The organism is Rhodococcus sp. Eu-32, from assembly GCF_003336925.1.
GTDB classification, from domain to species: domain Bacteria; phylum Actinomycetota; class Actinomycetes; order Mycobacteriales; family Mycobacteriaceae; genus Rhodococcoides; species Rhodococcoides kyotonensis_B.
Window position 1 is genome coordinate 512407 of the sequence record NZ_QGNK01000001.1, and the last position, 23245, is coordinate 535651.

Here is a 23245-nt window from a genome sequence, read left to right on the forward strand (position 1 = left end):
ATCGATGTTGTCGGGCCGACAGTCCCCGAAAACATCGATGGACCACCGCATCCGTCTAGCGGATGCCGCGGTCCATCGATGCGGAAAGAGGGCGGGTGACTACTAGTCCTTGACCTTCGCCATGGCCAGGACGTCGAGACGCTTGTCGAGCTCTTCCTCGCTCAGCTTGTCGCCGATGAGTCCGCGATCGATGACGGTCTGACGGATCGTCTTCTTCTCCTTCAGAGCCTGCTTCGCGACGGCGGCAGCTTCCTCGTAGCCGATCGCGGAGTTCAGCGGCGTCACGATGGACGGCGACGACTCGGCGAGCGTCTTGAGGTGCTCGGTGTTGGCCTTCAGGCCGACGATGCACTTGTCGGCGAACAGAACCGACACGTTCGCGAGCAGCTTGAGCGACTCGAGGACGTTGCGCGCCATCATCGGGATGTAGACGTTGAGCTCGAACGCACCCGATGCACCACCGAACGCGGTGGCGGCATCGTTGCCGACGACCTGAGCAGCGACCTGCGTAACAGCCTCGGGCAGAACAGGATTGACCTTGCCGGGCATGATCGAGCTACCGGGCTGCAGATCGGGAAGCTGGATCTCGCCGAGGCCGGTGAGCGGTCCCGATCCCATCCAGCGAATGTCGTTGGCGATCTTGGTCAGCGACACGGCGATGGTGCGCAGTGCGCCGGAGATCTCGACGAGTCCGTCACGAGCAGCCTGTGCCTCGAAGGAGTCCTTCGCTGCGGTCAGTGCGTCGATACCGGTCGACTTGACCAGTTCCGCAACGACTTTGGCGCCGAATCCGTCGGGTGCGTTGAGGCCGGTGCCGACGGCGGTGCCGCCGATGGGCAGTTCGCCCAGACGCGGGAGGGTGGCTTCGACGCGCTCGATGCCGGCTTCGATCTGACGGGCGTAGCCGCCGAACTCCTGGCCGAGCGTGACGGGCACGGCATCCATGAGGTGGGTGCGACCGGACTTCACGACGGTCTTCCACTCGGTCGCCTTCGCGGCCAGAGCCTCGTGCAGGTGCTTCAGAGCCGGAACCAGAGACGTGACGGCAGCTTCCGTGGCGGCGACGTGAGTAGCCGTCGGGAAGGTGTCGTTGGAGCTCTGCGACATGTTGACGTGGTCGTTCGGGTGAACCTCGACGCCGTTCGCCTTGGCGATCGACGCGATGACCTCGTTGGCGTTCATGTTGGAGCTGGTGCCCGAGCCGGTCTGGAAGACGTCGATCGGGAACTGGTCGTCGTGCTTGCCGTCGGCGATCTCGGTGGCAGCGGCGACGATGGCGTCGGCCTTGTCGGCGTCGAGCAATCCGAGGTCCTTGTTGACCTGCGCGCAGGCTGCCTTCAGCAGGCCCATCGCACGGATCTGGGTGCGCTCGAGCGGACGGCCGGAGATCGGGAAGTTCTCCACCGCACGCTGCGTCTGAGCACGCCACAGCGCGTCGATCGGGACGCGTACCTCTCCCATGGTGTCGTGCTCGATGCGGTACTGCGAATCGTCTGTCTGCGTCATGAGCCTTACTTTGCCAGTCGGGTTACACGGATTGGGATGCAGCCTAGAACGACGGTGCGTGCGCGTTCTCGTCGCCGTCGAAGTCGACCGAGCTGTAGCCGCGGAGCTTCTCGAGACGGTGGTAGGCGTCGATCATGCGTACGGTGCCGGACTTGGATCGCATGACGATGGACTGCGTGTGCGCGCCGCCGCCCGCGTACCGGACGCCGCGGAGCAGGTCGCCGTCGGTGACGCCCGTGGCGGTGAAGAAGACGTTCTCGCCGGAGACGAGATCGCGCGTCGTCAGGACACGGTCGAGGTCGTGACCTGCGTCGATGGCCTTCTGGCGCTCGGCGTCGTCGGTCGGGGCGAGGCGGCCCTGGAGCACACCGTCCATGCAGCGCATCGCGGCGGCGGCGATGATTCCCTCGGGGGTACCGCCGATGCCGATGAGCATGTCGGTGCCCGAATCGGGACGTGCTGCGGCGATCGCGCCCGCGACGTCACCGTCGGAGATGAGGCGGATGCGGGATCCGGCGTCGCGCACCTGCTGGATGAGATCCGCGTGGCGGGGGCGATCCAGGATGCACACCGTGACGTCGGAAGCGGAGCCCTTCTTGATCTTGGCGATCCGGGCGATGTTCTCCTTGACCGGTGCAGTGATATCGATGACATCGGCGTAGTCGGGGCCGACGGCGATCTTCTCCATGTAGAAGACGGCCGACGGGTCGAACATGGCACCGCGCTCGGCGACGGCGAGGACCGAGATGGCGTTGGGCATGCCCTTGGCCATCAGCGTGGTTCCGTCGACGGGGTCGACCGCGAAGTCGACCTCGGGGCCGTTGCCGTTGCCGACCTGCTCGCCGTTGTAGAGCATCGGGGCTTCGTCCTTCTCGCCCTCACCGATGACGACGACGCCGCGCATCGAGACCGAGCTGACCAGCTGACGCATGGCGTCGACGGCTGCTCCGTCTCCGCCCTCCTTGTCGCCACGACCGACCCACCGGCCCGACGCGAGCGCACCGGCCTCGGTCACACGTACGAGTTCGAGGGCGAGGTTGCGGTCTGGCGCCATGGCGCGAGTGGACTCGGTGCTGGCCGTCATCGGTTTGTAGCCTCCTGGTAGATGGGGGTCGTACCCAGGCGCGATTATCTCATTCGTGAGCCGCGTCATGCGACGTAGGGCATGCGCCGACCGAGCACTGACTAGCAGCGGGGATACTGGACTGCGTGGCGAACAGCAAACCCCGGATTCTGAACAACAACCGCGACATGGTGTGGTCTCTCATCCCGCTCGTGATCGCGTGTCTGTTGATCGCCGGGATCGCCAGCCAGTGCACGCTCAGCCCGGGCGGTCCCAAGCAGGGGCCGATCCCGAACTTCGACGTCGACGCCGCCTTGCAGTACGACGCGTCCGAGCTTTCGTTCCCGATCCGCAACCCGAAGGTTCCCGAGGACTGGACGCCTAACTCGGGCAGCCGGCAGTCGATCTCCGGCGACCAGGGCGGCGACGTCAGCAACGTCGGCTTCATCTCCGGCGCCGGGCGCTACATCAGGCTCACCCAATCCAATGCGACCGAGGACGTGCTGGTGCCGTTCGCCGTGGGCGAGCCGCGCTATGCGTCGGGCACGCAGTCGATCGACGGCAAGGAATGGATCGTCTACGAGCAGAGCGACAAGGAGCCCGTCTGGGTCACCGACCTCGGTGACGTGCGCCTGCTCGTGACCGGCAGCGGGTCGAACGAGGAGTTCACCGAGCTCGCGACCGCGACGACGAGCGCCACGCCGCTGACGCCCTAGCTGTCGGCGTCGTTCTCCTCGATGTGGGCCAGCGCGTTCTCGACGCGGGTGCGCGCCCCGGCCAGGTGCTCCTCGCAGCGGGTCGCGAGTTGCTCGCCGCGTTCCCACAGAGCCAGCGACGCGTCCAGGTCGAGACCGCCCTGCTCGAGCACCTTGACCACATCGACCAGTTCGTCGCGCGCAGCCTCGTAGCCCATCTCCGCGACGGGTGTTTCGCTCATGGTCTCTCCTATCGAACTTTGCCCATGACCGCGGCGGTGACAGCACCGTCGGCCACACGTACACGAATCTGTGTTCCGGGTGGGGCGTCGTCCACCGAACGCAGCACCTCGGGATCCTCGCCGGCGACCATACGCTGCACGACGGCGTAGCCACGAGCGAGCGTGGCTGCTGGTCCCAGCGTCTGCAGACGAGCACGCAGATGTTCGACGAGGGTGTCCTGCTTCGCCAGTTCGCGCAGCACGTCTCGTCGGGCCGCGTCGACGAGTCGCTGAATTTCCTCGCCGCGTCGATCGATGCCGGCGATGGGGTCCGCGAGCGCAGGCCGGTGCCGGATCATCTCGATGCCGCGCGCTTCGCGGGCGACCCAGTTGCGCAGTGCTGCCGCGGTTCTCGCGCGCAGTTCGGCGACGAGATTCTGCTCGGCGACGGCGTCGGGCACCACGAGTTTGGCCGCATCCGTCGGCGTCGCAGCACGCAGATCGGCGACGTGATCCGACAGAGGGCTGTCGGGTTCGTGCCCGATCGCGGAGACGATGGGCGTCGTCGCCCGTGAGATCGCGCGACACAGAGCCTCGTCGGAGAACGGCAGCAGATCTTCGACGCTTCCGCCGCCGCGGGCCATGATGATGACGTCGACGCTGCCCTCGAGGTCTTTCAATGCGTCGAGAATCGCGGGAACCGCCGTCGGGCCTTGGACCGGTGTATGCCGAACCTCGAAGTGCACTGCAGGCCACCGTCTTTGCGCGACGGTGAGAACGTCGCGTTCGGCAGCCGACGCGCGTGCGGTGATCAACCCGATCCGCTTCGGCAGGAACGGCAGCGGTCGCTTCAGTCGGGGATCGAACAGGCCCTCGGCGGCGAGCAACGCACGCAACTTCTCGATGCGTGCCAAGAGCTCGCCGACGCCTACTGTTCGAATGTCGGTAGCGCGCAACGAGATCGTTCCGCGGCCGGTGTAGAACGACAGCTTGCCGTAGAGGATGACGCGTGCGCCCTCCGTGAGTGGAACGGGGGAGCGTTCGAGCAATTGCGGCGAACACGTGACCGACAGCGACATGTCCGCGGAAGGATCACGCAGGACGAGAAAGGCGGTGCGCGTACCGGGACGCGCGTTGATCTGCGTCAGCTGGCCCTCGACCCAGATACTGCCGAGACGATCGATCCAGCCCGCGACCTTCATCGCGACCGTGCGTACCGGCCATGGCTGTTCGGCTGTACTCGCTGTCACTTGGCTTTCGCTGTGGTGATTCGGTTCTCGAGCATCGTCAGGAACGGAGCGCGAGACTTGGTGGAGTTCTCGTACGTCAGAAGTGTCTCCAGGTCGTCGAGCGACAACGTGCGCAGGCGGGCACGGAGTTGCGCGAGCGCAAGGGTGTCGTAGTCGACGAGTTCGACGATGTCGGGCTTCTCGGCCGTCACCGCGGGTTCGGGCTCCTCGGTGGCTTCGGCGGGAGGCGTCGAATACAGCGCGAAGCGGCCCGTCGCTGCGGGCGGTTCGTGGTCGGGGATGTCGACCTCACCGTTCGTGTCGTCCTCGTCGAACACCGCCCACGACGGCTGTTCCTCGTCCGGCGTGCCGAGGAGGGGGAGGCCTGCAATCGCCTGGTCACCCTTGATCGCCAGGGCTGTGACCTGCTGCTGGAAGCGCATCGTCGTCGCCAGCATCTCGCTGATGACGGTCATCGGCAGTGTCACGGCCGTGCTGGGGAGCTTGCGCGCCTCTTCGACGACGGTCACGGCCACACCTGCGGCCACGCGTGCGGCAAACGGGACACGAGTCATGGACACCAGACTGCCTGAAGACGGATGAATTTGGTAGCCGACATGCTCGGGAGCGGAGTGCCCGCCGTTCCACACGTATCCTGTTGGTATGTCTTCGGCTGTTCCCTTGAATCTCGGTATCGCACGACCTGCGGGCGACGGTGCTGCGGCCTACTCAGGTGCCAAGCGTGTCCTCCTCGCCGAGCCGCGTGGCTACTGCGCAGGAGTGGACCGCGCCGTCGAAACGGTGGAGAAAGCACTGGAAAAGCATGGCGCTCCGGTCTACGTCCGCAAGGAGATCGTGCACAACCGCCACGTCGTGGAGACGCTCGCCGATCGCGGCGCGATCTTCGTCGACGAAACCGACCAGGTTCCCGAGGGGGCGCTGCTCGTGTTCTCCGCGCACGGCGTCTCGCCTGCAGTGCACGCGTCGGCCGCGGAGCGCAACCTGCGCACGATCGACGCCACCTGCCCGCTGGTCACCAAGGTGCACCAGGAAGCCAAGCGGTTCGCCCGTGACGACTACGACATTCTGCTCATCGGGCACGAAGGCCACGAGGAGGTCGAGGGCACCGCGGGTGAGGCTCCCGATCACGTCCAGCTCGTCGATGGTCCCGACGCGGTCGAGGGCGTCACCGTCCGTGACGAGAGCAAGGTCATCTGGCTTTCTCAGACCACGCTGAGCGTCGACGAGACCATGACGACGGTTGCGCGACTGCGTGAGAAGTTCCCGACTTTGCAGGATCCGCCCAGCGACGACATCTGCTACGCGACGCAGAACCGTCAGGTCGCGGTCAAGGCCATGGCGCCGGAATGCGATCTGGTCATCGTCGTGGGGTCGAAGAACTCGTCCAACTCGGTCCGCCTCGTCGAGGTCGCACTCACCGCTGGTGCCGAGGCCAGCTACCTCGTCGACTACGCCAAGGAAGTCGATCCCGCCTGGCTCGACGGCATCAAGACCGTCGGCATCACCTCGGGCGCGTCGGTGCCCGAGATCCTGGTCCAGGGCGTCATCGATCTGCTCGCCGAACACGGCTTCGCCGACGTCCAGCCGGTCACGACCGCCAACGAGACGCTGGTCTTCTCGCTTCCGCGCGAACTGCGAGCGGCGAGGGCCTGAAGCACTTCCTCCTTCTACGCATCGATGGCCCGAGGCAACCGTCTACAGGTTGCCGCGGGCCATCGATGTTTCGGGCCTACGTGTCCTACGCGTCTCCGCGGTCCCGGTAACGCACCTGCGGCACCGGATGCGGCGGGATGTGCGCGCTGACGGGCGCGGCAGTTCTCGGCGCCGAGTACGGGTCGACCTCCGGAGGCCGGGGGACCCGAGGCTGCTGCGGCCGTGGTGAAGCGCGACGAACAGGGTCCGACGCGTAGCCCCGCTCGGGCCGGTACGGATCCGCGGCAGGACGGTCGATTCTCGGCGCGACGTGGTCGCGCTGCGGTTCGCGTGACGCGTTCCGGCCAGGGGCGTTGCGATTCGCGCGTCGCGAGCGCGTCTCAGGAACAGCCGCGGACGCCGTCGGCGCGTCGGAGCGACGCTGCTTGGCCTGAGCCATGCGAGCCCGGTTCTCACGCGCGCGGTCGCGAGTTTCCTGGGCGCGGTCGCGCATCGTGCGCTTGGCCGCACCTGCGGGCGCGTGCGAGTTCTGTCGTTTGAGGAACACCCTGAGTGCGCCGATGCCGAGCGCCAGCACCGTACCCAGCAGCATGACCGGGAATCGGTTGACGAGAGGAATGGCGACGTTGAGAAGGATGTCCTTCAGGCTGGTCCCGGGATTCTCGGTGAAGTACTGGTACGACAGCGGCACCGCGACGAACAGAATCAGCGGCGCCTGCACCATGGCGGTGAACAGGCCGCGATAGCGGACGAGTAGCGCCGCGACGACGACACCGATGATGTACAGGCTGGAGAACGCAGAGGTCAGCTCTGTTCCGCGGGCCGCGTCGAGGACGAAGCCGAGGAAAGTTGCGCCGCCGGCGATGGCCACTGCCCCCCACGCAGGCACGCCGGGCACGGTCGCGAAGGCTGAACGCTGATCCAGCGGTACCCCGGAGCGGGCACGTTGGGAGGTAGACACCCCTCGAGGTTAGCGGCTGTTCAGCCCACCGCGTCGTCGACGTGCCCGAACGATCGGCTCGGGTACGACGAATCGGACAGTCTGGGGCGCGCGTCGACGCGTCGAACCTCGACGACATCACCGTCGAAGAGCTCGAGTTCGTGAAGTTTGCGGGCAGTCACTCCGACACGCGAGTCGACGGACGACACCGTCGAGTTGAAGGACTCCACCGCCTTGCCCAAATGCCCTCCCAGCTTGTCCAGATGCGACGCGACGGTGCCGAGCCGGGTGTAGAGCTCGCGACCGAGTTGCTGGATGCGTGCCGCGTCCTCCGCGAGCGACTCCTGCTTCCACGAGTAAGCAACCGTACGGAGCAACGCGACCAATGTGGTGGGGGTGGCAAGAATCACGTTTCTCGTGAACGCATATTCCAGGAGCGACGAGTCCGAGGTGAGCGCAGCATCGAGGAACGGGTCTCCCGGGACGAACAGCACGACGAACTCGGGAGTCGGTTCGAAGGAGCGCCAGTATTCCTTCGCCGACAACTGATCGACGTGGGTGCGCAGGTGCCGAGCGTGGCGCGTCAGCTGCTTGGCGCGCGCGTCGGGATCTTGTTCCTGCGCCGCGTCCAGATAGGCGGCGAACGGGACCTTGGCGTCGACGACGATCTGCCTGCCGCCGGCCAGGTGCACGATCATGTCGGGTCGAATGCCCTCGCGGCTGACCTGCGTGTCGAAATCGCAGTGCTTGACCATTCCGGCGAGTTCGACGACCCGCTCGAGCTGCATCTCGCCCCACCGGCCGCGGATCTGCGGTGCACGCAGCGCGGTGACCAACTGAGACGTCTGCGTCGACAGGTCCACCGATGCGCGGTGCATTCCCGACACCTGTTCGGTCAACCCGGCGTAGGCGCGAATGCGGTTGTGCTCGACCTGACGAACGTGCTCGGTGAGAGCGTCGACCGCGTCGTGCAGCGGCTCCACGAGGCTGGACACCTGCTGGCCGATGACACCGGAATGCCTGCGTGCCGAATCCTCGTTGACGGCCGCGAGCGAGCGACGTAGCAGCGCCTCGTTGTCGCGCAGCGCGGCCAGCTGAGCCTCGGCACGGACGGCACGATCACCGACGCGCTGCGCATGCATCAACCAGCCGAGCGCGCCGCCGAGTGCGAAGGCGAAAGCCATTCCCAGTGCGGTGAGTACGTTCATGGCGACGATGATGCACCGGGGCACCGACAGGTTCGGCTCGGAGCGCCGCCCGAAGTTTGTCGGTGGCAGCCGATACCGTCGTTCCCATGAAGATCCTGCACACCTCGGACTGGCACATCGGACGCACGTTCCACGGCGTCGATCTGCTCGCCGACCAGGCTGCGGCGCTGAGCGCGATCGCGGAACTGGTTGCCGCGCAGGGCATCGACGTCGTCGTCGTTCCGGGTGACATCTACGACCGCGCGGTGCCGAGTGCCGACGCGGTGCTGGTGTGCAACAGGGGGCTCGAGGCCATTCGAGCGGCAGGCGCGGTCATCGTGGCCACGTCGGGCAATCACGATTCGCCCGCCCGCCTCGGTGCGGGTGCAGCTTTCGCCGCTGCGGGCGGCCTGCACTTGATGACGCGCGTCGGTGACGTCGACCGGCCGGTGGTGCTCGACGACGACTTCGGACCCGTCGCGTTCTACGGAATTCCTTACCTCGAACCGGAAACCACTCGCCTCGAACTCGACGTTCCCGCGGCGCGCACGCACGCGGAGGTACTGGACGCCGCGATGATCCGTGTTCGCACCGATCTGGATCGGCGTCGCGCCGACGGGTCCGCTGTCCGATCCGTCGTTCTCGCACATGCTTTCATCGTCGGTGGTGAAGCGACCGGATCCGAGCGCACCATCTCGTCGGGTGGCGTCGAAACCGCTCCTGCGTCGGCGTTCGACGGCGTCGACTATGTGGCGCTGGGCCACCTACATTCTCCGCAGACGCTGAGCGAGCGCGTGCGTTACTCGGGTTCTCCGCTGCCGTACTCGTTCGGCGAACGCAGTCACCGCAAGGCGGTCTGGATTCTCGAACTCGACGCCGCCGGTCTCGGTACCGTCGAGCGGGTCGACCTTCCGATCGTGCGTGGCCTCAGTCAACTTCAGGGCACCGTCGAGGAGCTGCTGAGCAGTGACGAGTTCGCAGATGCCGAAAAGCATTACGTGTCTGCCGTTCTCACCGATCTGGTGCGACCCGTCGATGCCATGCGGTCGCTGCGTACTCGTTTTCCGCACGCAGTCCATCTCGAATGGGTTCGCCCGGTGAACACGTCTGAGTTCACCTACCGTGACCGAGTTCGTGGGCGCACCGACATCGACATCGCGACGTCGTTCGTCGCCGATATGCGCAGCGCGCCGACCTCGCGCGAAATCGCTTTGCTGGAGCGCGCTTTGGCGTCCGTGCAGCGTGACGACGTAGCCAAGGACGAGAATTCCAGCGTCGACCACGACGCGTTGTTCGGGCGTTCCGCGTGAGGCTCCACCGGCTCGAGATCACTGCCTTCGGTCCGTTCGGCAGGACCGAGTGCGTCGACTTCGACGCGCTCGGCGCGGACGGATTGTTCCTCCTGCACGGTCGGACCGGCGCGGGCAAGACAACTATTCTCGACGCGGTCGCATTCGCGCTCTACGGCACGGTTCCCGGCGCGCGCCGTGACGGCAAGAGACTGCTGTCGGATCACGCGGCGGACGGCACCGCGCCGTCGGTGACGCTCGAAGCCACACTCGGCGGCCGACGCGTCAAGATCGTCCGCAGTCCCGAGTACTTCCGGGCGAAGAAGCGCGGAACCGGCACCACCAAGCAGAACGCGAAGGCGTCGCTGACCTGGCTCGACGGAAGTGGTCAGAACCTGACGCGTCTCGACGAGATCGGCGAGGCAGTCGGTGCGGCGCTGGGAATGAGCGCAGACCAGTTCTTCCAGGTCGTGTTGCTGCCGCAGGGAGAGTTCGCCCGTTTTCTGCGCGCGGACAGCGACGAGCGCGGCAATCTGCTCGAGCGATTGTTCGACACCGCTCGATTCGGCGACGTCGAGCAGTGGTTCGCGGAGCGGCGTCGGCTGAGCGCGGCCGAGCTCGAATCGTCGTCCATCGCGATCGACAAGTTGGTCGGCAAGATCTCCACCGCCGCGGGGGAGCCCGAGCAACTCGATCGGCAGCCGGTCGAATGGGCAACCGAGATTCTCGAGAACAGCAGGGACGCATTTCGATCGGCTGCGACAGCTCTCGCGTCCGCCCGCGCCACGTCCGACGCTGCCGTCGCAGCTCTGGGCCGTCTCGAATCCACGGCAACAGCGCAGCGGCGACGCGACGTCGCACAGCGGCAGTTGTCGGAATTCCAGGCAACGGCAGCCGAGCGTGAATCGATGCGCCGCGAGGTCGAACTGTCCGCGGCCGCCGGTCCGGTTGCAGCACTGGCGAAAGAGTGTGCGACGGCCACAGCCGCGCATGCCGAGGCGATGCGCTCGGTCGTCGAGGCGGGTCGTTCGCTGTCGGCGGTGCCAGGCTCGGAAATCGTTCTCGCGGAGCATGATTCGGATACTTCGGACCTCGCCGCCGTGCGCACTGTCGTCGCACGTGCCGTGCGTGAGTGGACAACCCAGGTCGGAGTCCTCGACGAGCTGCGGTCCGTCGAACGGCGCGCGGACGCAGACGAACGCATCGCCGACCAGTTGGCGCAGCAGCACGACGCCGTCGAACGGCGAATCGACGAGCTCCAGCGCGCACGTGACGCGCTGCCCGAGGCTATCGAGACGGCCGAGCGCGCCGTGGACTCGGCCGTGCACGCATCGGCCGAGATCGCGACGCTCGAGAGTGCATCGGCGCGCGTCGCCGAGGCAGTACGCGCGGCGATCGAACTGAAGAAGAAACGCGCTGCGTTGGCGAAGTCGGAGAAGGTGCTCGATGCCGCACGCACGACGCACAACGACGCTCGCGAACTGTGGCTGGACCTGCGGGAGCGCCGCCTGACGGGCATGGCCGCAGAACTGGCTGCATCGCTGATCGACGGTGATGCGTGCGGTGTGTGCGGCTCGACGGCCCATCCGAATCCAGCGAAGAGTGCCGAGACCACCGTCACCGAAGCCGACGAGGACGCCGCAGCGAAGAACGAGCGCGCGACGGCGGCCACCGTCGACTCGTGCGCCGCAGAGGTCGCGACTCTCCACCGCACGATCGACGGCCTGGTTCAGGCGTCGGGCGATCGCGACAGTGCAGGCCTCGCAGCCGAACTCGACTCGGTCACAACCGCATTGACCGCAGCGCGACGCGAAGCCGATGCGTTGGCGCCGCGACGTGCACGCCTCGACGAACTCCGATCGGAGGATCAGCGCATCGCGACCGTCGTCGCGGAACAGCGATCGGAGGCCGCGGCACTCGTCGCGAGGCGGGAGCAGATCGTGCAGGCCGTCGCGCAGATGCGGGCCAGAGTCGCGACCGCGATCGGTGCAGGCGGGGACAGCATCGACCAGCGCACCCATCGTTTGGACCAGCTGATCCGTCGCTCGACCGCGTTGCTCGACGCGCGCGTTGCCTCCGCAGATGCCGCAGCCGCCGCAGCAACGCTCTCCCGCAAACTCGACGATCTCGTCTCCGAGTCGGGGTTCGCCTCGGCAGAAGACGCCGAGCACGCGGTGATCCCCGCTCGGCGTGCAGCCGACATCGAGCAGCGGCTGCTGTCTGCCAACGACATTCGCGCGCACGCGGAACAGGTGCTGGCCGAGCCGGCCATCGCCGCTGTGATCGGCACCGAACCCGTCGACACCCAGCCGGCACGGGCAGCGGTTGTCCGCGCAGCCGAGGAACTCGACGCCGCGGTCGCCGTGCACGCCGAGTGCAGACGCAAGACCGAACAGGTCGAGGAGTTGACAGCTCAGCTGTGGGCCGCCGTCGATCGCGCAGCTCCCATGCGTGCCAAGCACGACGAACTCGCCGCACTTGCCGACGTCGTCGCCGGTCGCGGGCAGAACGCGCGCAAGATGTCGCTGCGGTCGTATGTGCTGGCGTCGCGGCTCGAAGACGTCGCCGAGTCGGCGTCGATCCGGCTGCATCGCATGTCGGGTGGGCGCTACGAGTTCGTCCACTCCGACGAAGCGGAATCGCGCGGTCGTCGTGGAGGATTGGGCCTCGACATCCGTGACGACTACACAGGCGTCGTCCGGTCTGCGAAGACGCTGTCCGGCGGCGAATCGTTCCTCGCCTCGCTCGCACTCGCCCTCGGCCTGGCCGACGTCGTCGCAGCCGAGTCGGGCGGCGTCGTACTCGACACGATGTTCATCGACGAAGGGTTCGGCACACTCGATGCGGACACACTCGAATCGGTGATGGGCGTCCTGGACGAACTACGGGCAGGCGGACGCGTCGTCGGCATCGTCAGTCACGTCGACGAGATGCGGCAACGCATTCCGAGCAGGCTGCACGTGGTCCGTGAGCGAGTAGGGTCGCGAATCGAGTTGTTCGCGGCGTCCTGACTATTTGTCGATCTTCGCGTCCTTGTTGTTGCCGTCCTCGTCGGTGACGAGGTCCTCGGTGTCGGGTGCCTCGTCCTCGAGTTGGCTGCGGTCGGCTTCGACGGAGCGTTCGTCAATTTGCTCGGATACGTAGCGGATCAGGACGGCAGCGACGGCCGCAGCGGGAACGGCGAGGAACGCGCCGATGATGCCGAACACCGAACCGCCGCCGGTTACCGCGAGAAGCACGATCGCCGGGTGCAGGTTCATGCTGCGGCTCTGGAGGATCGGTTGCAGCACGTTGCCTTCGAGTTGCTGCACCGCGATGATGATGACCAGCACGATCAGGGCGGTCGTCGGTCCGTTGGCCACGAGAGCGACCAGAACCGCGAGGGCGCCTGCGACGAACGCACCGACGATCGGGATGAAGCCGCCGAGGAACGTGATCGTGGCCAACACGAGGGCCAAGGGGACGCCGAGAATGACGAGTCCCAGTCCGATGAAGAAGGCGTCGATGAGGCTGACGATTGCCTGCGTGCGAATGAATCCGCCGAGCGTCGCCCACATGCGGGCCAGGATTTCGGCGAGGTGCTTTCCGGCGCGACCGCCGGCGAATCCGTGCAACCACGGGATGAACTTCACGCCGTCCTTGACGAAGAAGAACGTCAGAACCAGCACGAGTGCGAGTGTCACGAGGATCGAACCTGCAGCGGACACTCCCGTGAACACGCCGGACGCAATCGCCGTGCCGCTCTCCTGCAGTCGTGAGGTGATGGCGGAGACGGCGTTGTCGATTTGCTCGTCCTGCAAGTTGACCGGCGGGCCCTTCAGCCAGTCCTGCACCTGGGACACACCTGCCGACGCCTTGTCGACCAACTCGGGAGCGGAGTCGACGACCGACGGCACGATCAACGTGATGATGCCGCCGATGACGAGGAAGAACACGACGAGCGACAGCGTTGCGGCAAGCGCGGCAGGGAAGCCGACGCGCAGCATCCACTTGGTGGGCGGCCACAGGACCGTCGCGACGATGATCGCGAGCAGCGCGGGCAGAATGACGACCCACAGCGCCGAGATCAGCCAGCCAAGCACCCATGCACCCGCCGCGACGGAGACGAGAATGAGTGACCATTTGGCCAGCCACATTCCGCCGACGCCGATGAGATCGCCCCGATCGCGCCCGGTCCTCGGTGTGGGCGCTGCCTGTTCCGTCACGTCGGTAAGTCCTTTTCCCCGGCTGCAGTCACTGTTGCTACACGTGTGACTCTAATGTCTTCGGTCAGGCGCCTACCCACCTGCGCCAGGGTCAACCCCGCTCGTGGGCGAGCAACCATTCCTTCGCAGGCAGGCCCCAACGGAATCCGCCGAGCGCGCCGCCGATGCGCAACACCCGGTGGCACGGCACGAACAGTGCCGCAGCATTGCGCGCGCACGCCGACGCCGCTCCCCGGATCGCAGTGGGGCGTCCGGACATCGCCGCGAATTCGGAATAGGTGACCGGCGAGCCTGCGGGGACGGTACGGAGGATTTTCCACGCATGCACGAGAAATTCACCGGACGTCTGGGCGACGGGGACGTCGTCGACAGCTGCCAGATCGCCGCGGTGATACTCGTCCACGGCCTTCGTGACACTGCCGAGCGTGGGGGCCGGCCGGATGTCCACCGGTCGTAACGATCGATGGATGAGTGGCACGAGATCGTCGACGGTCGCGGTCCATCCGGACGCGAGTACCACGCCCGCGTCGTCGACGATGGTGGTGAACGGGCCGATCGGGGTGTCCGTGATGGCGGAAAGCGCGGTCATAGTCCTCTTCTTTCGAGTGCGACGTTCCAGAGATGCATCGACACGTACGAGCGCCACGGCGACCAACGCTCCGAATCCTTCAGTGAGACACCGAGCGCGTCGGCGCCCTGACGGACGACGAGATCGGTGTCCAGCAGCACATCGGGGTCGGCCAGGAGGCGCATGACGACGTAGCGCGCTGTCCACGGTCCAATTCCTCTCAGCGCCAGCAGTTCTCGTTCGAGCTCGTCGGCTGCTCGCGCGGAATGAAGAACGATCTTGCCCGACGCCACCGCGTCGGCCACCCCGATGATCGCTCGGACCCGGTTCTTCGGACCGGTGAGAACCTCGTGACCACGTTCGGCGATGACGTCGGCATCAGGAAAGAGGCGCGTCACGGTACCGCCCGCCGGATCCTCGATCCGCGTGCCGAGTGCGTCGACGAGTCGCGCAGTGTGCGTCGCGGCGGCACGCAACGAAATCTGTTGCCCGATCATGGTGCGCAGCAACAGTTCCGGACCGTCGGCGCAGCCGAGCGCGCGGATGCCCGGCCGAGCCTCCACATGCGGACGCAGGTGCGGATCCTCCGCGAGGGCAGCGTCGACGGCCTCGGGGTCCGCGTCGAGATCCAGTAGGTGCCGAATGCGCGCGACGGCAGGGGACAGGTCACGCATGTCCTGCAGGCCGAGCGTCGTGTCGACGTACCCGTCCTCGATACGCAGTCCGACGATGCCGTGGCCGTGGGGCAGACGCAGGGACTTGCGGTAGACGCCGTCGTCCCATGCTTCGATACCCGGTACGACGTGTGCTTTCAGGAACCAGTTCAGCCAGGTTCGATCGAGCGGGCGGCGGTAGGGGAGTCGGAGCGTGACGGTTCCATTGCTGGACAACGTCGTTCGCTTCTCCGCTTCGGTTCGCAATTCCGTCGGATTGGCGGCGAAGACCTCACGCACGGTGTCGTTGAACTGCCGGACGCTGGAGAATCCTGCGGCGAAGGCGATATCGGTCATCGACATCGCCGTCGTCTGGATCAACGTGCGGGCCGTGTGCGCGCGATGGGCTCGTGCGAGGGCGAGTGGCCCTGCGCCGATCTCGGCACCGAGTACCCGCGTCAACTGTCGCGTCGAATAGCCGAGAGCGTCCGCGACCGCGTCGACGCCACCACGCTCGACAGCCCCGTCGGAGATCAGCCGCATCGCGCGCGACGTCAGATCGGAATGGACGTTCCAGTGCGGTGAGCCGGGGGTGGCGTCGGGCTGGCAGCGTCGGCACGCACGAAATCCAGCTTGCTGCGCGGCGGCGGCCGTCGGCATGAACTGCACGTTCTTCGCTTTCGGCGTGGTAGCCGGGCACGACGGGCGGCAGTAGATGCCCGTCGTGCGCACGGCCGTGAAGAACTGCCCGTCGAAGCGGGTGTCCCGTGCCGAGACGGCCCGGTAGCAGCGATCGAAGTCCAACTCCATGGGTTCCACTGTGTCACCGGTGGAACCGTCGCCGCTAGCGGAAATCCGCCATCAGCGTCAACAGCAGCGGGCGCCTGGGTTGGCGTCGGCTTCCGCGTAGCGGTCCCGCCAGTACTGGCGTTCCGACGGGATCGGCTCGCCCGGGTGTGTTCGACGCATGTGCGCGACGAACCGCTCGTAGTCACGGTCGCCCATGACCGACGTGAGCCACCACCAGAGTCCACGCATGTCAGTGATGCCCCGCGTGTGCGGCGCCGGGAGCGCGGACGGTGCCGTCGGCGATCAGCTTGTCCCAGTCCTTCTGGATTTCCTTCTCGGCCGCGGTGGGAATGAAACCCGAGGGGCCGAAGATCTTCGAGGGGACGGCCGGTTCCTCGTTGTCAGGCAGGTCGTCGACACGAACCGCCTTGATGCACACCAGAAGTCCAACGACCGCGACGATCAGTACGAGCACCGCAAAGATGATCGACAACGTGCCCTGGATGAACGTGTTGCGGATGACGGCGTCGATCGCCTCGGCGGATTTGGCGGTGCCGAATTCGGTGAGGCCCTGATTCTTCGCGTCGACGAACTGCGCATGCTGTGCCCAGTAGCCGATGGCCGGGACGTCGGAAAAGATCTTCTGGTACGACGCGGTCATCGTCACGATGAGGTCCCACACCAACGGAACACCGGGAATCCACGCCCATTTGAACAAGCGACGCTTCATGACGATCGTCAGGACCACGGTCAGTGCGATGGCGGCGAGCAACTGATTCGCGATGCCGAACAGCGGAAACAGGGTGTTGATCCCGCCGAGGGGATCGGTGACGCCCATGAGCAGAATGGCACCCCATGCCGCGACGACGATGAACGAGCAGAGCCATGCACCGGGACGCCACGACGGGTCCTTGAACTTCTTGGCCGCCGAACCGGGCAGGTTTCCGATGCTGTCGGACAACATGAACCGCGCGACACGGGTACCGGCGTCGACCGTCGTGAGAATGAAGAGCGCCTCGAACATGATCGCGAAGTGGTACCAGAACGACTTCAGACTTTCGCCGCCGAACACTTGGTGCAGCACTTCGGACATGCCGAATGCCAGCGTCGGGGCGCCACCGGTGCGAGAGATGATCGATTCCTCGCCGACGTCGGCCGCGGCCTGGCTGAGCTCGCCCGCACTGATGTCACCGCCGCTGAGGCCGAGTCCGTTGACGTAGTCGGCAGCCGTTTCCGGGGTGCCGCCAGTGAGCGTCGCGGGAGCGTTGAGTGCGAAGTAGATGTGCTGGTCGAGCACGCACGCCGTGATGAGAGCCATGATCGCGACGAACGACTCGGTGAGCATGCCGCCGTAGCCGATCATCCGCATCTGCTTTTCCTTCTCGAGCAGCTTCGGCGTCGTGCCGGAGGAGATCAGAGCGTGAAAGCCGGACAGCGCGCCGCAGGCGATCGTGATGAACAGGAACGGGAACAGCGATCCGGAGAACGCGGGTCCGTTGCCCTCGGTGGCGAACGACGTCATCGCGGGCATCTGGATCTCGGGACGTGCGATCAGGATGCCGACCGCGAGAAGGGCGATGGTGCCGATCTTCATGAACGTCGACAGGTAGTCGCGGGGTGCGAGCAGCAGCCAGACCGGGAGGATCGACGCGGCGAGCCCGTACGCGATGAGGCACCACGCGACGGTGACCTTGGACAGCGTGAACCAGTCTGCGCCCCAATCGGTTTCGGCCACCCAGCCGCCGGAAACGATGGCGAAGAGCAGAAGTGCGACGCCGATGATCGACACCTCGGACACCTTCCCCGGACGCAGGAAGCGAAGGTAGACGCCCATGAACAGGGCGATCGGGATGGTGAGCGCGATGGAGAAGACGCCCCACGGGCTCTCGGCGAGTGCGTTGACGACGACCAATGCCAGCACCGCGATGATGATGATCATGATGACGAAGACGCCGATCAGCGCGGCGATACCGCCGACGACGCCGAGCTCGTCGCGCGCCATCTGACCGAGGCTGCGGCCGCGGCGACGCGTCGAGATCCACAGGACGAGGAAGTCCTGCACTGCACCCGCGAAGACGACGCCGATGATGATCCACATCGTGCCCGGCAGATAGCCCATCTGAGCTGCGAGGACGGGTCCGACGAGAGGGCCGGCTCCTGCGATGGCCGCGAAGTGGTGGCCGAACAACACGCGACGATCCGTCGGCATGTAGTCCTTGCCGTTCTCGAGGATCTCCGCGGGAGTGGCACGGTCGTCGCGCGGATGCACGATCTTGTTCTCGATGAGCCTGGCGTAGAACCGGAACGCGATGATGTACGTGCACACCGCGGCGATGACGAACCAGACGGCGTTCGGATTCTCACCGCGGACGATGGCGACGATCGTCCATGCCACACCGCCGAGTAAACCGATGAGTACGAACAGAACTCGCTTGGCCGCGGTCATCGGGGTCTTGTCGACGACGCCGACCGGCGGCAGATCGTCGTCGGTCTTCAACAGCTCGATGTGTGGACTTTCGGACGCGGTTGCTGTCATCGAAAAGCGCTCCTCGCAGACGTGCTTGTGATCGAGCTCACTGTAGACCTGGCGGGTGACAAGTTCGCGAAGGGGCGGAGGCCGCTGCGTTCAAAGGTGGCGACGATGCGCCGAATGGTTCGCAGCAGAAACGAACCGTTCGGGATGTAGCGCGCGAAAACGTCGTTTGCCCGTATTACAGTGCCTGCATGACGGACCCGAACCAGTCCTATACAAGCCAGTCGTACCCCGGCCAGACGTACCCGCAGTACACGCCGCCGCCACCGCCCCCGACGAACGCCGGGTGGGCGGTGGCCGCGGTCATCTTCTTCTGGCCGCTCGCATTCTCGGCCTTCACGCATTCGTCGAACGTCTACCCGAGATGGGCGATGGGCGATTTCCAGGGGGCGCAGTACGCGTCGGACAGGGCGAAGAAGCTCGGTCAGATCGCCCTGTGGATCTGGGTCGGATTCATGGCTCTGTTCGTCGTCTTCTACATCGTGCTCTTCGCGACGTTGGCCAGCGCGTCGAACAACTGGTAGGTCGCTTCGCGACCCGTGCGCGCGAATGTACAGCCGGCTGTACATTCGCGCGCACGACGGGTGTCGGGCTGGTTGGACCAGGGAAGTAGACTCCATAGACCGTGAGCCTCACCCTCGGAATCGTCGGACTGCCCAACGTCGGCAAGTCCACCCTGTTCAACGCGCTGACCAAGAACGACGTGCTGGCTGCGAACTACCCGTTCGCGACCATCGAGCCCAACGTCGGTGTCGTTCCGCTGCCCGATCCACGGCTCGGCAAGCTGGCCGAGGTGTTCGGTTCCGAGAAGGAAGTTCCTGCGCTCGTGTCGTTCGTCGACATCGCCGGAATCGTCAAGGGTGCCTCCGAGGGCGCCGGTCTCGGAAACAAGTTCCTCGCGAACATCCGTGAGGCCGACGCCATCTGCCAGGTCGTGCGCGTGTTCGCCGACGACGACGTCGTGCACGTCGACGGCCGTGTCGACCCGTCCGCCGACATCGAGGTCATCGAAACCGAGCTCGCGATCGCCGACCTTCAGACGCTGGAGAAGGCGATCCCGCGCGTCGAGAAGGAAGCGCGGATCAAGAAGGATCGCAAGCCCGCGCTCGACGCCGCGATCGCAGCTCAGGCCGTGCTCAACGACGGCAAGACGCTGTTCTCGGCGAAGGACAAGCTGGATTTCGATCTGCTGAAGGAATTCCAGCTCCTGACGACCAAGCCGTTCCTGTACGTCTTCAACGCCGACGAGAGCGTGCTCACCGACGACGTCAAGGTTGCCGAGCTGGCCAAGTCCGTCGCCCCGGCCGATGCGGTCTTCCTGGACGCGAAGATCGAGTCGGAATTGCTCGAGCTCGACGCGGAGTCGGCTGCCGAGTTGCTGGAGAGCGTCGGACAGACCGAGCCGGGTCTCGACGCCTTGGCTCGCGCCGGCTTCCACACCCTCGGCCTGCAGACCTACCTCACCGCAGGCCCGAAAGAGGCGCGCGCGTGGACGATTCACCAGGGCGACACCGCACCTCAGGCGGCGGGCGTCATCCACACCGACTTCGAGCGCGGTTTCATCAAGGCCGAAATCGTCAGCTTCGACGATCTCATCGAAGCGGGCTCCATGGCGTCGGCCAAGGCCGCGGGCAAGGTGCGCATGGAGGGCAAGGACTACGTCATGGTCGACGGGGATGTCGTGGAGTTCCGCTTCAACGTCTGACGGTCCGAAATTTACCCTCCTGTTGTGCGGGAAATCCCTGCTGAACCGCACAACGGGAGGGTGAATTCTCGTCAGGAACTCCGTTTCACGGAAATCCACAGCTCCCCTGTCCCGGAGGTCCAGTCGTCGCTCGCCTGGGTGACCGTCAGGATCTCCGGGCCCGGCACTACCTCGTACGGGTTCGACGGAAACCATTCGCCGAAGGCGTCGGCCCACAGTTGCTGCAGCGCGAGCTGAAACTCGTTCTCGCTGTGCGCTTCGAACACCACCCACGTCGACGCGGGCACTGCGAGCGAGTCCCAGTCGTCGTGGTTCGTCGTCGTCGACGCGACGGCGAAGTAGTAGTCGAACAAACTGCCGTCGGCGCGGTCGGATTCGAATGCGGTGCTGACGAACAGGATTTCAGGGAGTTCTTCGACGTCGGCACACGCTTTCAGCCGTGCCTTGGTGCCCTCGGGCAGGGTTCGGTGGAACTCCGTCATGGCGGGATTCGATCCGCTGTACACCAACGGAATTCGGGTCCTCCGGCCGACGATGTGGAATTCGGGTAGGTCGACGATGCGGTATCGCATGGTGCTCCGTCCTTCGATGGTGAGGTGAAACGACAGTGCTTGCTGCGAACGAAGGACGGCGCCCGGACGACGAGCCTGCGACGGCGTCATGCCGTTCATCTGACGGAACGCTCGACCGAAGGCATCGCTCGACGAGTACCCGTACCTGACCGCGACATCGAGAATTCCGTTCCCGCTCAGAATGTCCGCTGTTGCCAACGTCATTCGGCGCGCGCGGATGTACTGAGTCAGTGACATGCCGGCAAGGGCCGAGAAGACGCGTCGGACATGGTATTCCGACGTCAGCGTGATGCGGGCCAGCTGCTCCGGATCGATCTCGCCCGCAAGATTGTCCTCGATGTAGGCGAGTGCGTCGTTCCAACGTTCGAGCACGTCCGATCACCTTCCTTCGTTCTGCCGACAACGATAGGAGCGCGAGCCCGGCAGTTCTCGACAATTCTCGCCGCGAACAGTCGGCTACTTCCCGCGCAGGCGCTTCTCGAACGGCGTCGGGAAGCTCGGAACGACCGCGGCCCCGTCGAGCAGATCGGTGATACGCCCTGCCTCGGCGTCGATCGCACGAGAGTCGTTGTCCTCGAACAACTCCGTCACCACCTCACCCGCAGGCGTGACTGCCCAACCGCCGACGATGCGGCCGTCGGACCAGATCGTCGGGCCGATGTTGCCGAACGTGTCGAACAGCGGTTTCTTGTACTCACCGAGGTACCAGTCGCGGTGCTTCCACCCCATGGGCGTCGGATCCAAGGCCGGTAACAGCATGATTCCCGACGCGTCCTCGTCGAATGCAGTGTCCGACAGCATGATTCCGTCACCCGCTTCCAGTGCGACGTCCACCGTGTCCAGTCCCGCGAGCGCAGCACGTGTCTGGGTCTTGTTCCACCCGGTCCACCACTGCAGGTCGTCCACCGTCGCGGGACCGAAGACCTCGAGCCACCGATGTGCGAGATCGCGGCGGGCCTGTGCCTCGTCGACGTCGGGAATGCCGCCGGGCCACCACTCGTCGATCGGCGCCCACGCGTGCCGACGCGATGTCCAGGCGCCCCGAGGCTCGACGCGCACCATCCTCCCTTCGGCCGCCATCATCGTCAGCACCTGGGAGGTGACGTACCTCTTGACGTCGTAGGTCTTGTCGGTCGTGGGCAGAATGGCAGTCTTCAACAGCGTTACCGCACTGGACAATTCGGCACCGGTCGCGGATCCGACCGATCGCAGATGCGTCATCGTCTCTTCTTCGGTCTGCGCGAGCCATGCGGCGACGTCGTCGAGGACGGGCTCGGTGGGGAGCGTCGACACCTCCTTGATCAAGCGTGCCCGCATCGTCTTCGCGACGCCGACGCTGGCCGCGGCATGCACGGTCGGCACGTCGTCGTGTGCGACCACGAACAGCGTGCGACGCATGGCCATGATGCGGACGAGCGAGCGCCGGTCGTACATCGCGGCGCGGACGTCCTCGACGGTCAGTGACCGCGCACGCGCGAGGACCGACAGATACACCGACGCGGGGTCCGTTGCGTGCAGAGCGAACAACGAGGAAACCACGTCTTCCGGAGACCCGGAATCGGCGAACTGACGTGCGACGAGTCGTGCCTGGCGCTGCGCATCGGTGATCTTCACCCGAACAGTGTGACGGCATCGATCAGGAATCGAGAAGTACTCGAAGCCGTGTCCCTTTTATCCTGATCCGCATGGCGACCATCCTCGACGACATCACGCTCGACGCAGCGGACACTGCGGCTGCGCACTCGTTCTACACATCGGCGCTCGGCGCGGAGGCCAAGGACGGCAGACTCGACCTGCACGGAACCGCCGCAATCCTGATCGGCGACGCTACGACCCCGCCGACGGGCTTCCGCGGCTACACGATGTCGTACATCGTGAAGCAACCCACCGAGGTCGAGACGGTACTTGCAGCTGCTGCAGCGGGTGGCGCGGAGATCCTGAAGCCCGCCAAGAAGATGCTGTTCGGGGCGTTCTCCGGGGTGTTTCGCGCACCCGACGGATCGATCTGGAAAGTTGCAGCGCCGACGAAGAAGGACACCGGACCCTCCCAGAACCCGCCCGTCCCGACCGAGACCGCGGTCCTGTTGGCTGTCGACTCACCCAAGGCGTCGAAATCGTTCTACGAGGCGCTCGGCCTCACCACGGACCGCGATTACGGCAACAAGTACATCGATTTCGCGCCGGCCCCCGGCGGCTACCGGCTCGGCCTGATGCAGCGGAAAGCACTGGCGAAGGACGTCGGCGTCGACGACGGCGGTTCGGACGCACGGGGCGTCGTGTTCGGGATTCGCGTGGAGACGTCGTCGGACACGCAGTGGCTGGTGGATGCAGCCGTGGCGGCGGGTGGAATGGCCACCGGAGAGGGGCGCTTCCTCGATCCCGACGGCCATGCCTGGGTCGTCACCGCGCCGTAAGT

The 23245-nt window shown here is 65.8% G+C and carries 21 protein-coding genes; 7 read left to right on the plus strand and 14 right to left on the minus strand.

All coding sequences use genetic code 11. The annotated features are described in order from the left end of the window. Positions 1-102: 102 nt before the first annotated feature. Both DK926_RS02550 and glpX read right to left on the minus strand, forming a co-directional pair. Positions 103-1506 carry a class II fumarate hydratase gene (locus tag DK926_RS02550; RefSeq protein ID WP_114328362.1) on the minus strand — a complete coding sequence of 468 codons (1404 nt, stop codon included), beginning with the start codon at positions 1504-1506 and terminating at the stop codon, positions 103-105. A gap of 43 nt (positions 1507-1549) precedes the next feature. Further along, entirely contained in the window at positions 1550-2590 is a 1041-nt protein-coding gene (glpX, locus tag DK926_RS02555) for a class II fructose-bisphosphatase (protein WP_068427851.1), read from the minus strand. A gap of 125 nt (positions 2591-2715) precedes the next feature. Between glpX and DK926_RS02560 the strand changes: the two genes are divergently transcribed. After that, positions 2716-3285 carry a DUF4245 domain-containing protein gene (locus DK926_RS02560; protein ID WP_068427853.1) on the plus strand — a complete coding sequence of 190 codons (570 nt, stop codon included), beginning with the start codon at positions 2716-2718 and terminating at the stop codon, positions 3283-3285. On the opposite strand, the gene DK926_RS02565 is transcribed toward DK926_RS02560, so the two are convergent. Genes DK926_RS02565 through DK926_RS02575 form a run of 3 tightly spaced genes read right to left on the minus strand, consistent with a single transcriptional unit; the run spans position 3282 to position 5289 of the window. Then, complete coding sequence (locus tag DK926_RS02565) at positions 3282-3506, minus strand: exodeoxyribonuclease VII small subunit (RefSeq protein ID WP_068427857.1); 225 nt, start codon at positions 3504-3506, stop codon at positions 3282-3284. The genes DK926_RS02560 and DK926_RS02565 overlap by 4 nt on opposite strands. An 8-nt stretch (positions 3507-3514) precedes the next feature. Continuing rightward, positions 3515-4687: an exodeoxyribonuclease VII large subunit gene (xseA, locus tag DK926_RS02570; RefSeq protein ID WP_243636620.1), complete on the minus strand. Its 1173-nt coding sequence runs from the start codon at positions 4685-4687 to the stop codon at positions 3515-3517. Between the two features lie 44 nt (positions 4688-4731). Further along, positions 4732-5289, minus strand: coding sequence for a lipid droplet-associated protein (locus tag DK926_RS02575; protein ID WP_068427864.1), 558 nt, complete (start codon positions 5287-5289; stop codon positions 4732-4734). An 88-nt stretch (positions 5290-5377) separates the two neighbouring features. Here DK926_RS02575 and DK926_RS02580 point away from each other — a divergent pair, with 88 nt between their 5' ends. Further along, positions 5378-6388 carry a 4-hydroxy-3-methylbut-2-enyl diphosphate reductase gene (locus tag DK926_RS02580; protein ID WP_114328366.1) on the plus strand — a complete coding sequence of 337 codons (1011 nt, stop codon included), beginning with the start codon at positions 5378-5380 and terminating at the stop codon, positions 6386-6388. A gap of 85 nt (positions 6389-6473) precedes the next feature. Here DK926_RS02580 and DK926_RS02585 read toward each other — a convergent pair whose 3' ends face one another. Together DK926_RS02585 and DK926_RS02590 are read right to left on the minus strand one after the other, a co-directional pair. Then, entirely contained in the window at positions 6474-7277 is an 804-nt protein-coding gene (locus DK926_RS02585; RefSeq protein WP_243636599.1) for an exosortase/archaeosortase family protein, read from the minus strand. A gap of 92 nt (positions 7278-7369) precedes the next feature. Continuing rightward, a complete protein-coding gene (locus DK926_RS02590; protein ID WP_114328688.1) occupies positions 7370-8536 on the minus strand; it encodes a DNA recombination protein RmuC in 1167 nt (388 codons plus the stop codon). An 86-nt stretch (positions 8537-8622) separates the two neighbouring features. On the opposite strand from DK926_RS02590, the gene DK926_RS02595 reads away from it, so the two are divergent. Next, positions 8623-9825 (plus strand): exonuclease SbcCD subunit D, encoded by a 1203-nt coding sequence (locus DK926_RS02595; protein ID WP_114328690.1) that lies wholly within the window; start codon positions 8623-8625, stop codon positions 9823-9825. After that, positions 9822-12815: an SMC family ATPase gene (locus DK926_RS02600; protein WP_114328369.1), complete on the plus strand. Its 2994-nt coding sequence runs from the start codon at positions 9822-9824 to the stop codon at positions 12813-12815. The genes DK926_RS02595 and DK926_RS02600 overlap by 4 nt, the downstream gene beginning before the upstream one ends. Here DK926_RS02600 and DK926_RS02605 read toward each other — a convergent pair whose 3' ends face one another. The 5 genes from DK926_RS02605 to DK926_RS02625 form a co-directional block, all read right to left on the minus strand. Next, positions 12816-13940, minus strand: coding sequence for an AI-2E family transporter (locus tag DK926_RS02605; protein ID WP_240930833.1), 1125 nt, complete (start codon positions 13938-13940; stop codon positions 12816-12818). It lies immediately after the preceding gene. Positions 13941-14100: 160 nt separating this feature from the next. Beyond that, positions 14101-14598, minus strand: coding sequence for a methylated-DNA--[protein]-cysteine S-methyltransferase (locus DK926_RS02610; RefSeq protein WP_114328371.1), 498 nt, complete (start codon positions 14596-14598; stop codon positions 14101-14103). Next, complete coding sequence (locus tag DK926_RS02615; protein WP_114328373.1) at positions 14595-16040, minus strand: AlkA N-terminal domain-containing protein; 1446 nt, start codon at positions 16038-16040, stop codon at positions 14595-14597. Before DK926_RS02615 ends, DK926_RS02610 begins: the two co-directional genes overlap by 4 nt. A gap of 57 nt (positions 16041-16097) precedes the next feature. Further along, positions 16098-16277, minus strand: a complete 180-nt coding sequence (locus tag DK926_RS02620) for a YbdD/YjiX family protein (RefSeq protein ID WP_174551458.1) — start codon at positions 16275-16277, stop codon at positions 16098-16100. Then, a complete protein-coding gene (locus tag DK926_RS02625; protein WP_114328375.1) occupies positions 16270-18555 on the minus strand; it encodes a carbon starvation CstA family protein in 2286 nt (761 codons plus the stop codon). The genes DK926_RS02620 and DK926_RS02625 overlap by 8 nt, the downstream gene beginning before the upstream one ends. 188 nt (positions 18556-18743) lie before the next feature. On the opposite strand from DK926_RS02625, the gene DK926_RS02630 reads away from it, so the two are divergent. Together DK926_RS02630 and ychF are read left to right on the plus strand one after the other, a co-directional pair. Beyond that, positions 18744-19076 carry a CD225/dispanin family protein gene (locus tag DK926_RS02630; protein WP_068427891.1) on the plus strand — a complete coding sequence of 111 codons (333 nt, stop codon included), beginning with the start codon at positions 18744-18746 and terminating at the stop codon, positions 19074-19076. 101 nt (positions 19077-19177) lie between these two features. Further along, positions 19178-20257, plus strand: coding sequence for a redox-regulated ATPase YchF (gene ychF, locus DK926_RS02635; protein WP_114328377.1), 1080 nt, complete (start codon positions 19178-19180; stop codon positions 20255-20257). Positions 20258-20328: 71 nt separating this feature from the next. Here ychF and DK926_RS02640 read toward each other — a convergent pair whose 3' ends face one another. Both DK926_RS02640 and DK926_RS02645 read right to left on the minus strand, forming a co-directional pair. Further along, the gene (locus DK926_RS02640) at positions 20329-21201 is read right to left on the minus strand and encodes a helix-turn-helix domain-containing protein (RefSeq protein ID WP_114328379.1); all 873 of its coding nucleotides are present in this window, start codon (positions 21199-21201) and stop codon (positions 20329-20331) included. A gap of 84 nt (positions 21202-21285) precedes the next feature. Further along, a complete protein-coding gene (locus DK926_RS02645; protein ID WP_114328381.1) occupies positions 21286-22443 on the minus strand; it encodes a winged helix DNA-binding domain-containing protein in 1158 nt (385 codons plus the stop codon). A 71-nt stretch (positions 22444-22514) separates the two neighbouring features. Between DK926_RS02645 and DK926_RS02650 the strand changes: the two genes are divergently transcribed. Next, a complete protein-coding gene (locus DK926_RS02650; RefSeq protein WP_114328382.1) occupies positions 22515-23243 on the plus strand; it encodes a VOC family protein in 729 nt (242 codons plus the stop codon). Positions 23244-23245: the final 2 nt, after the last annotated feature.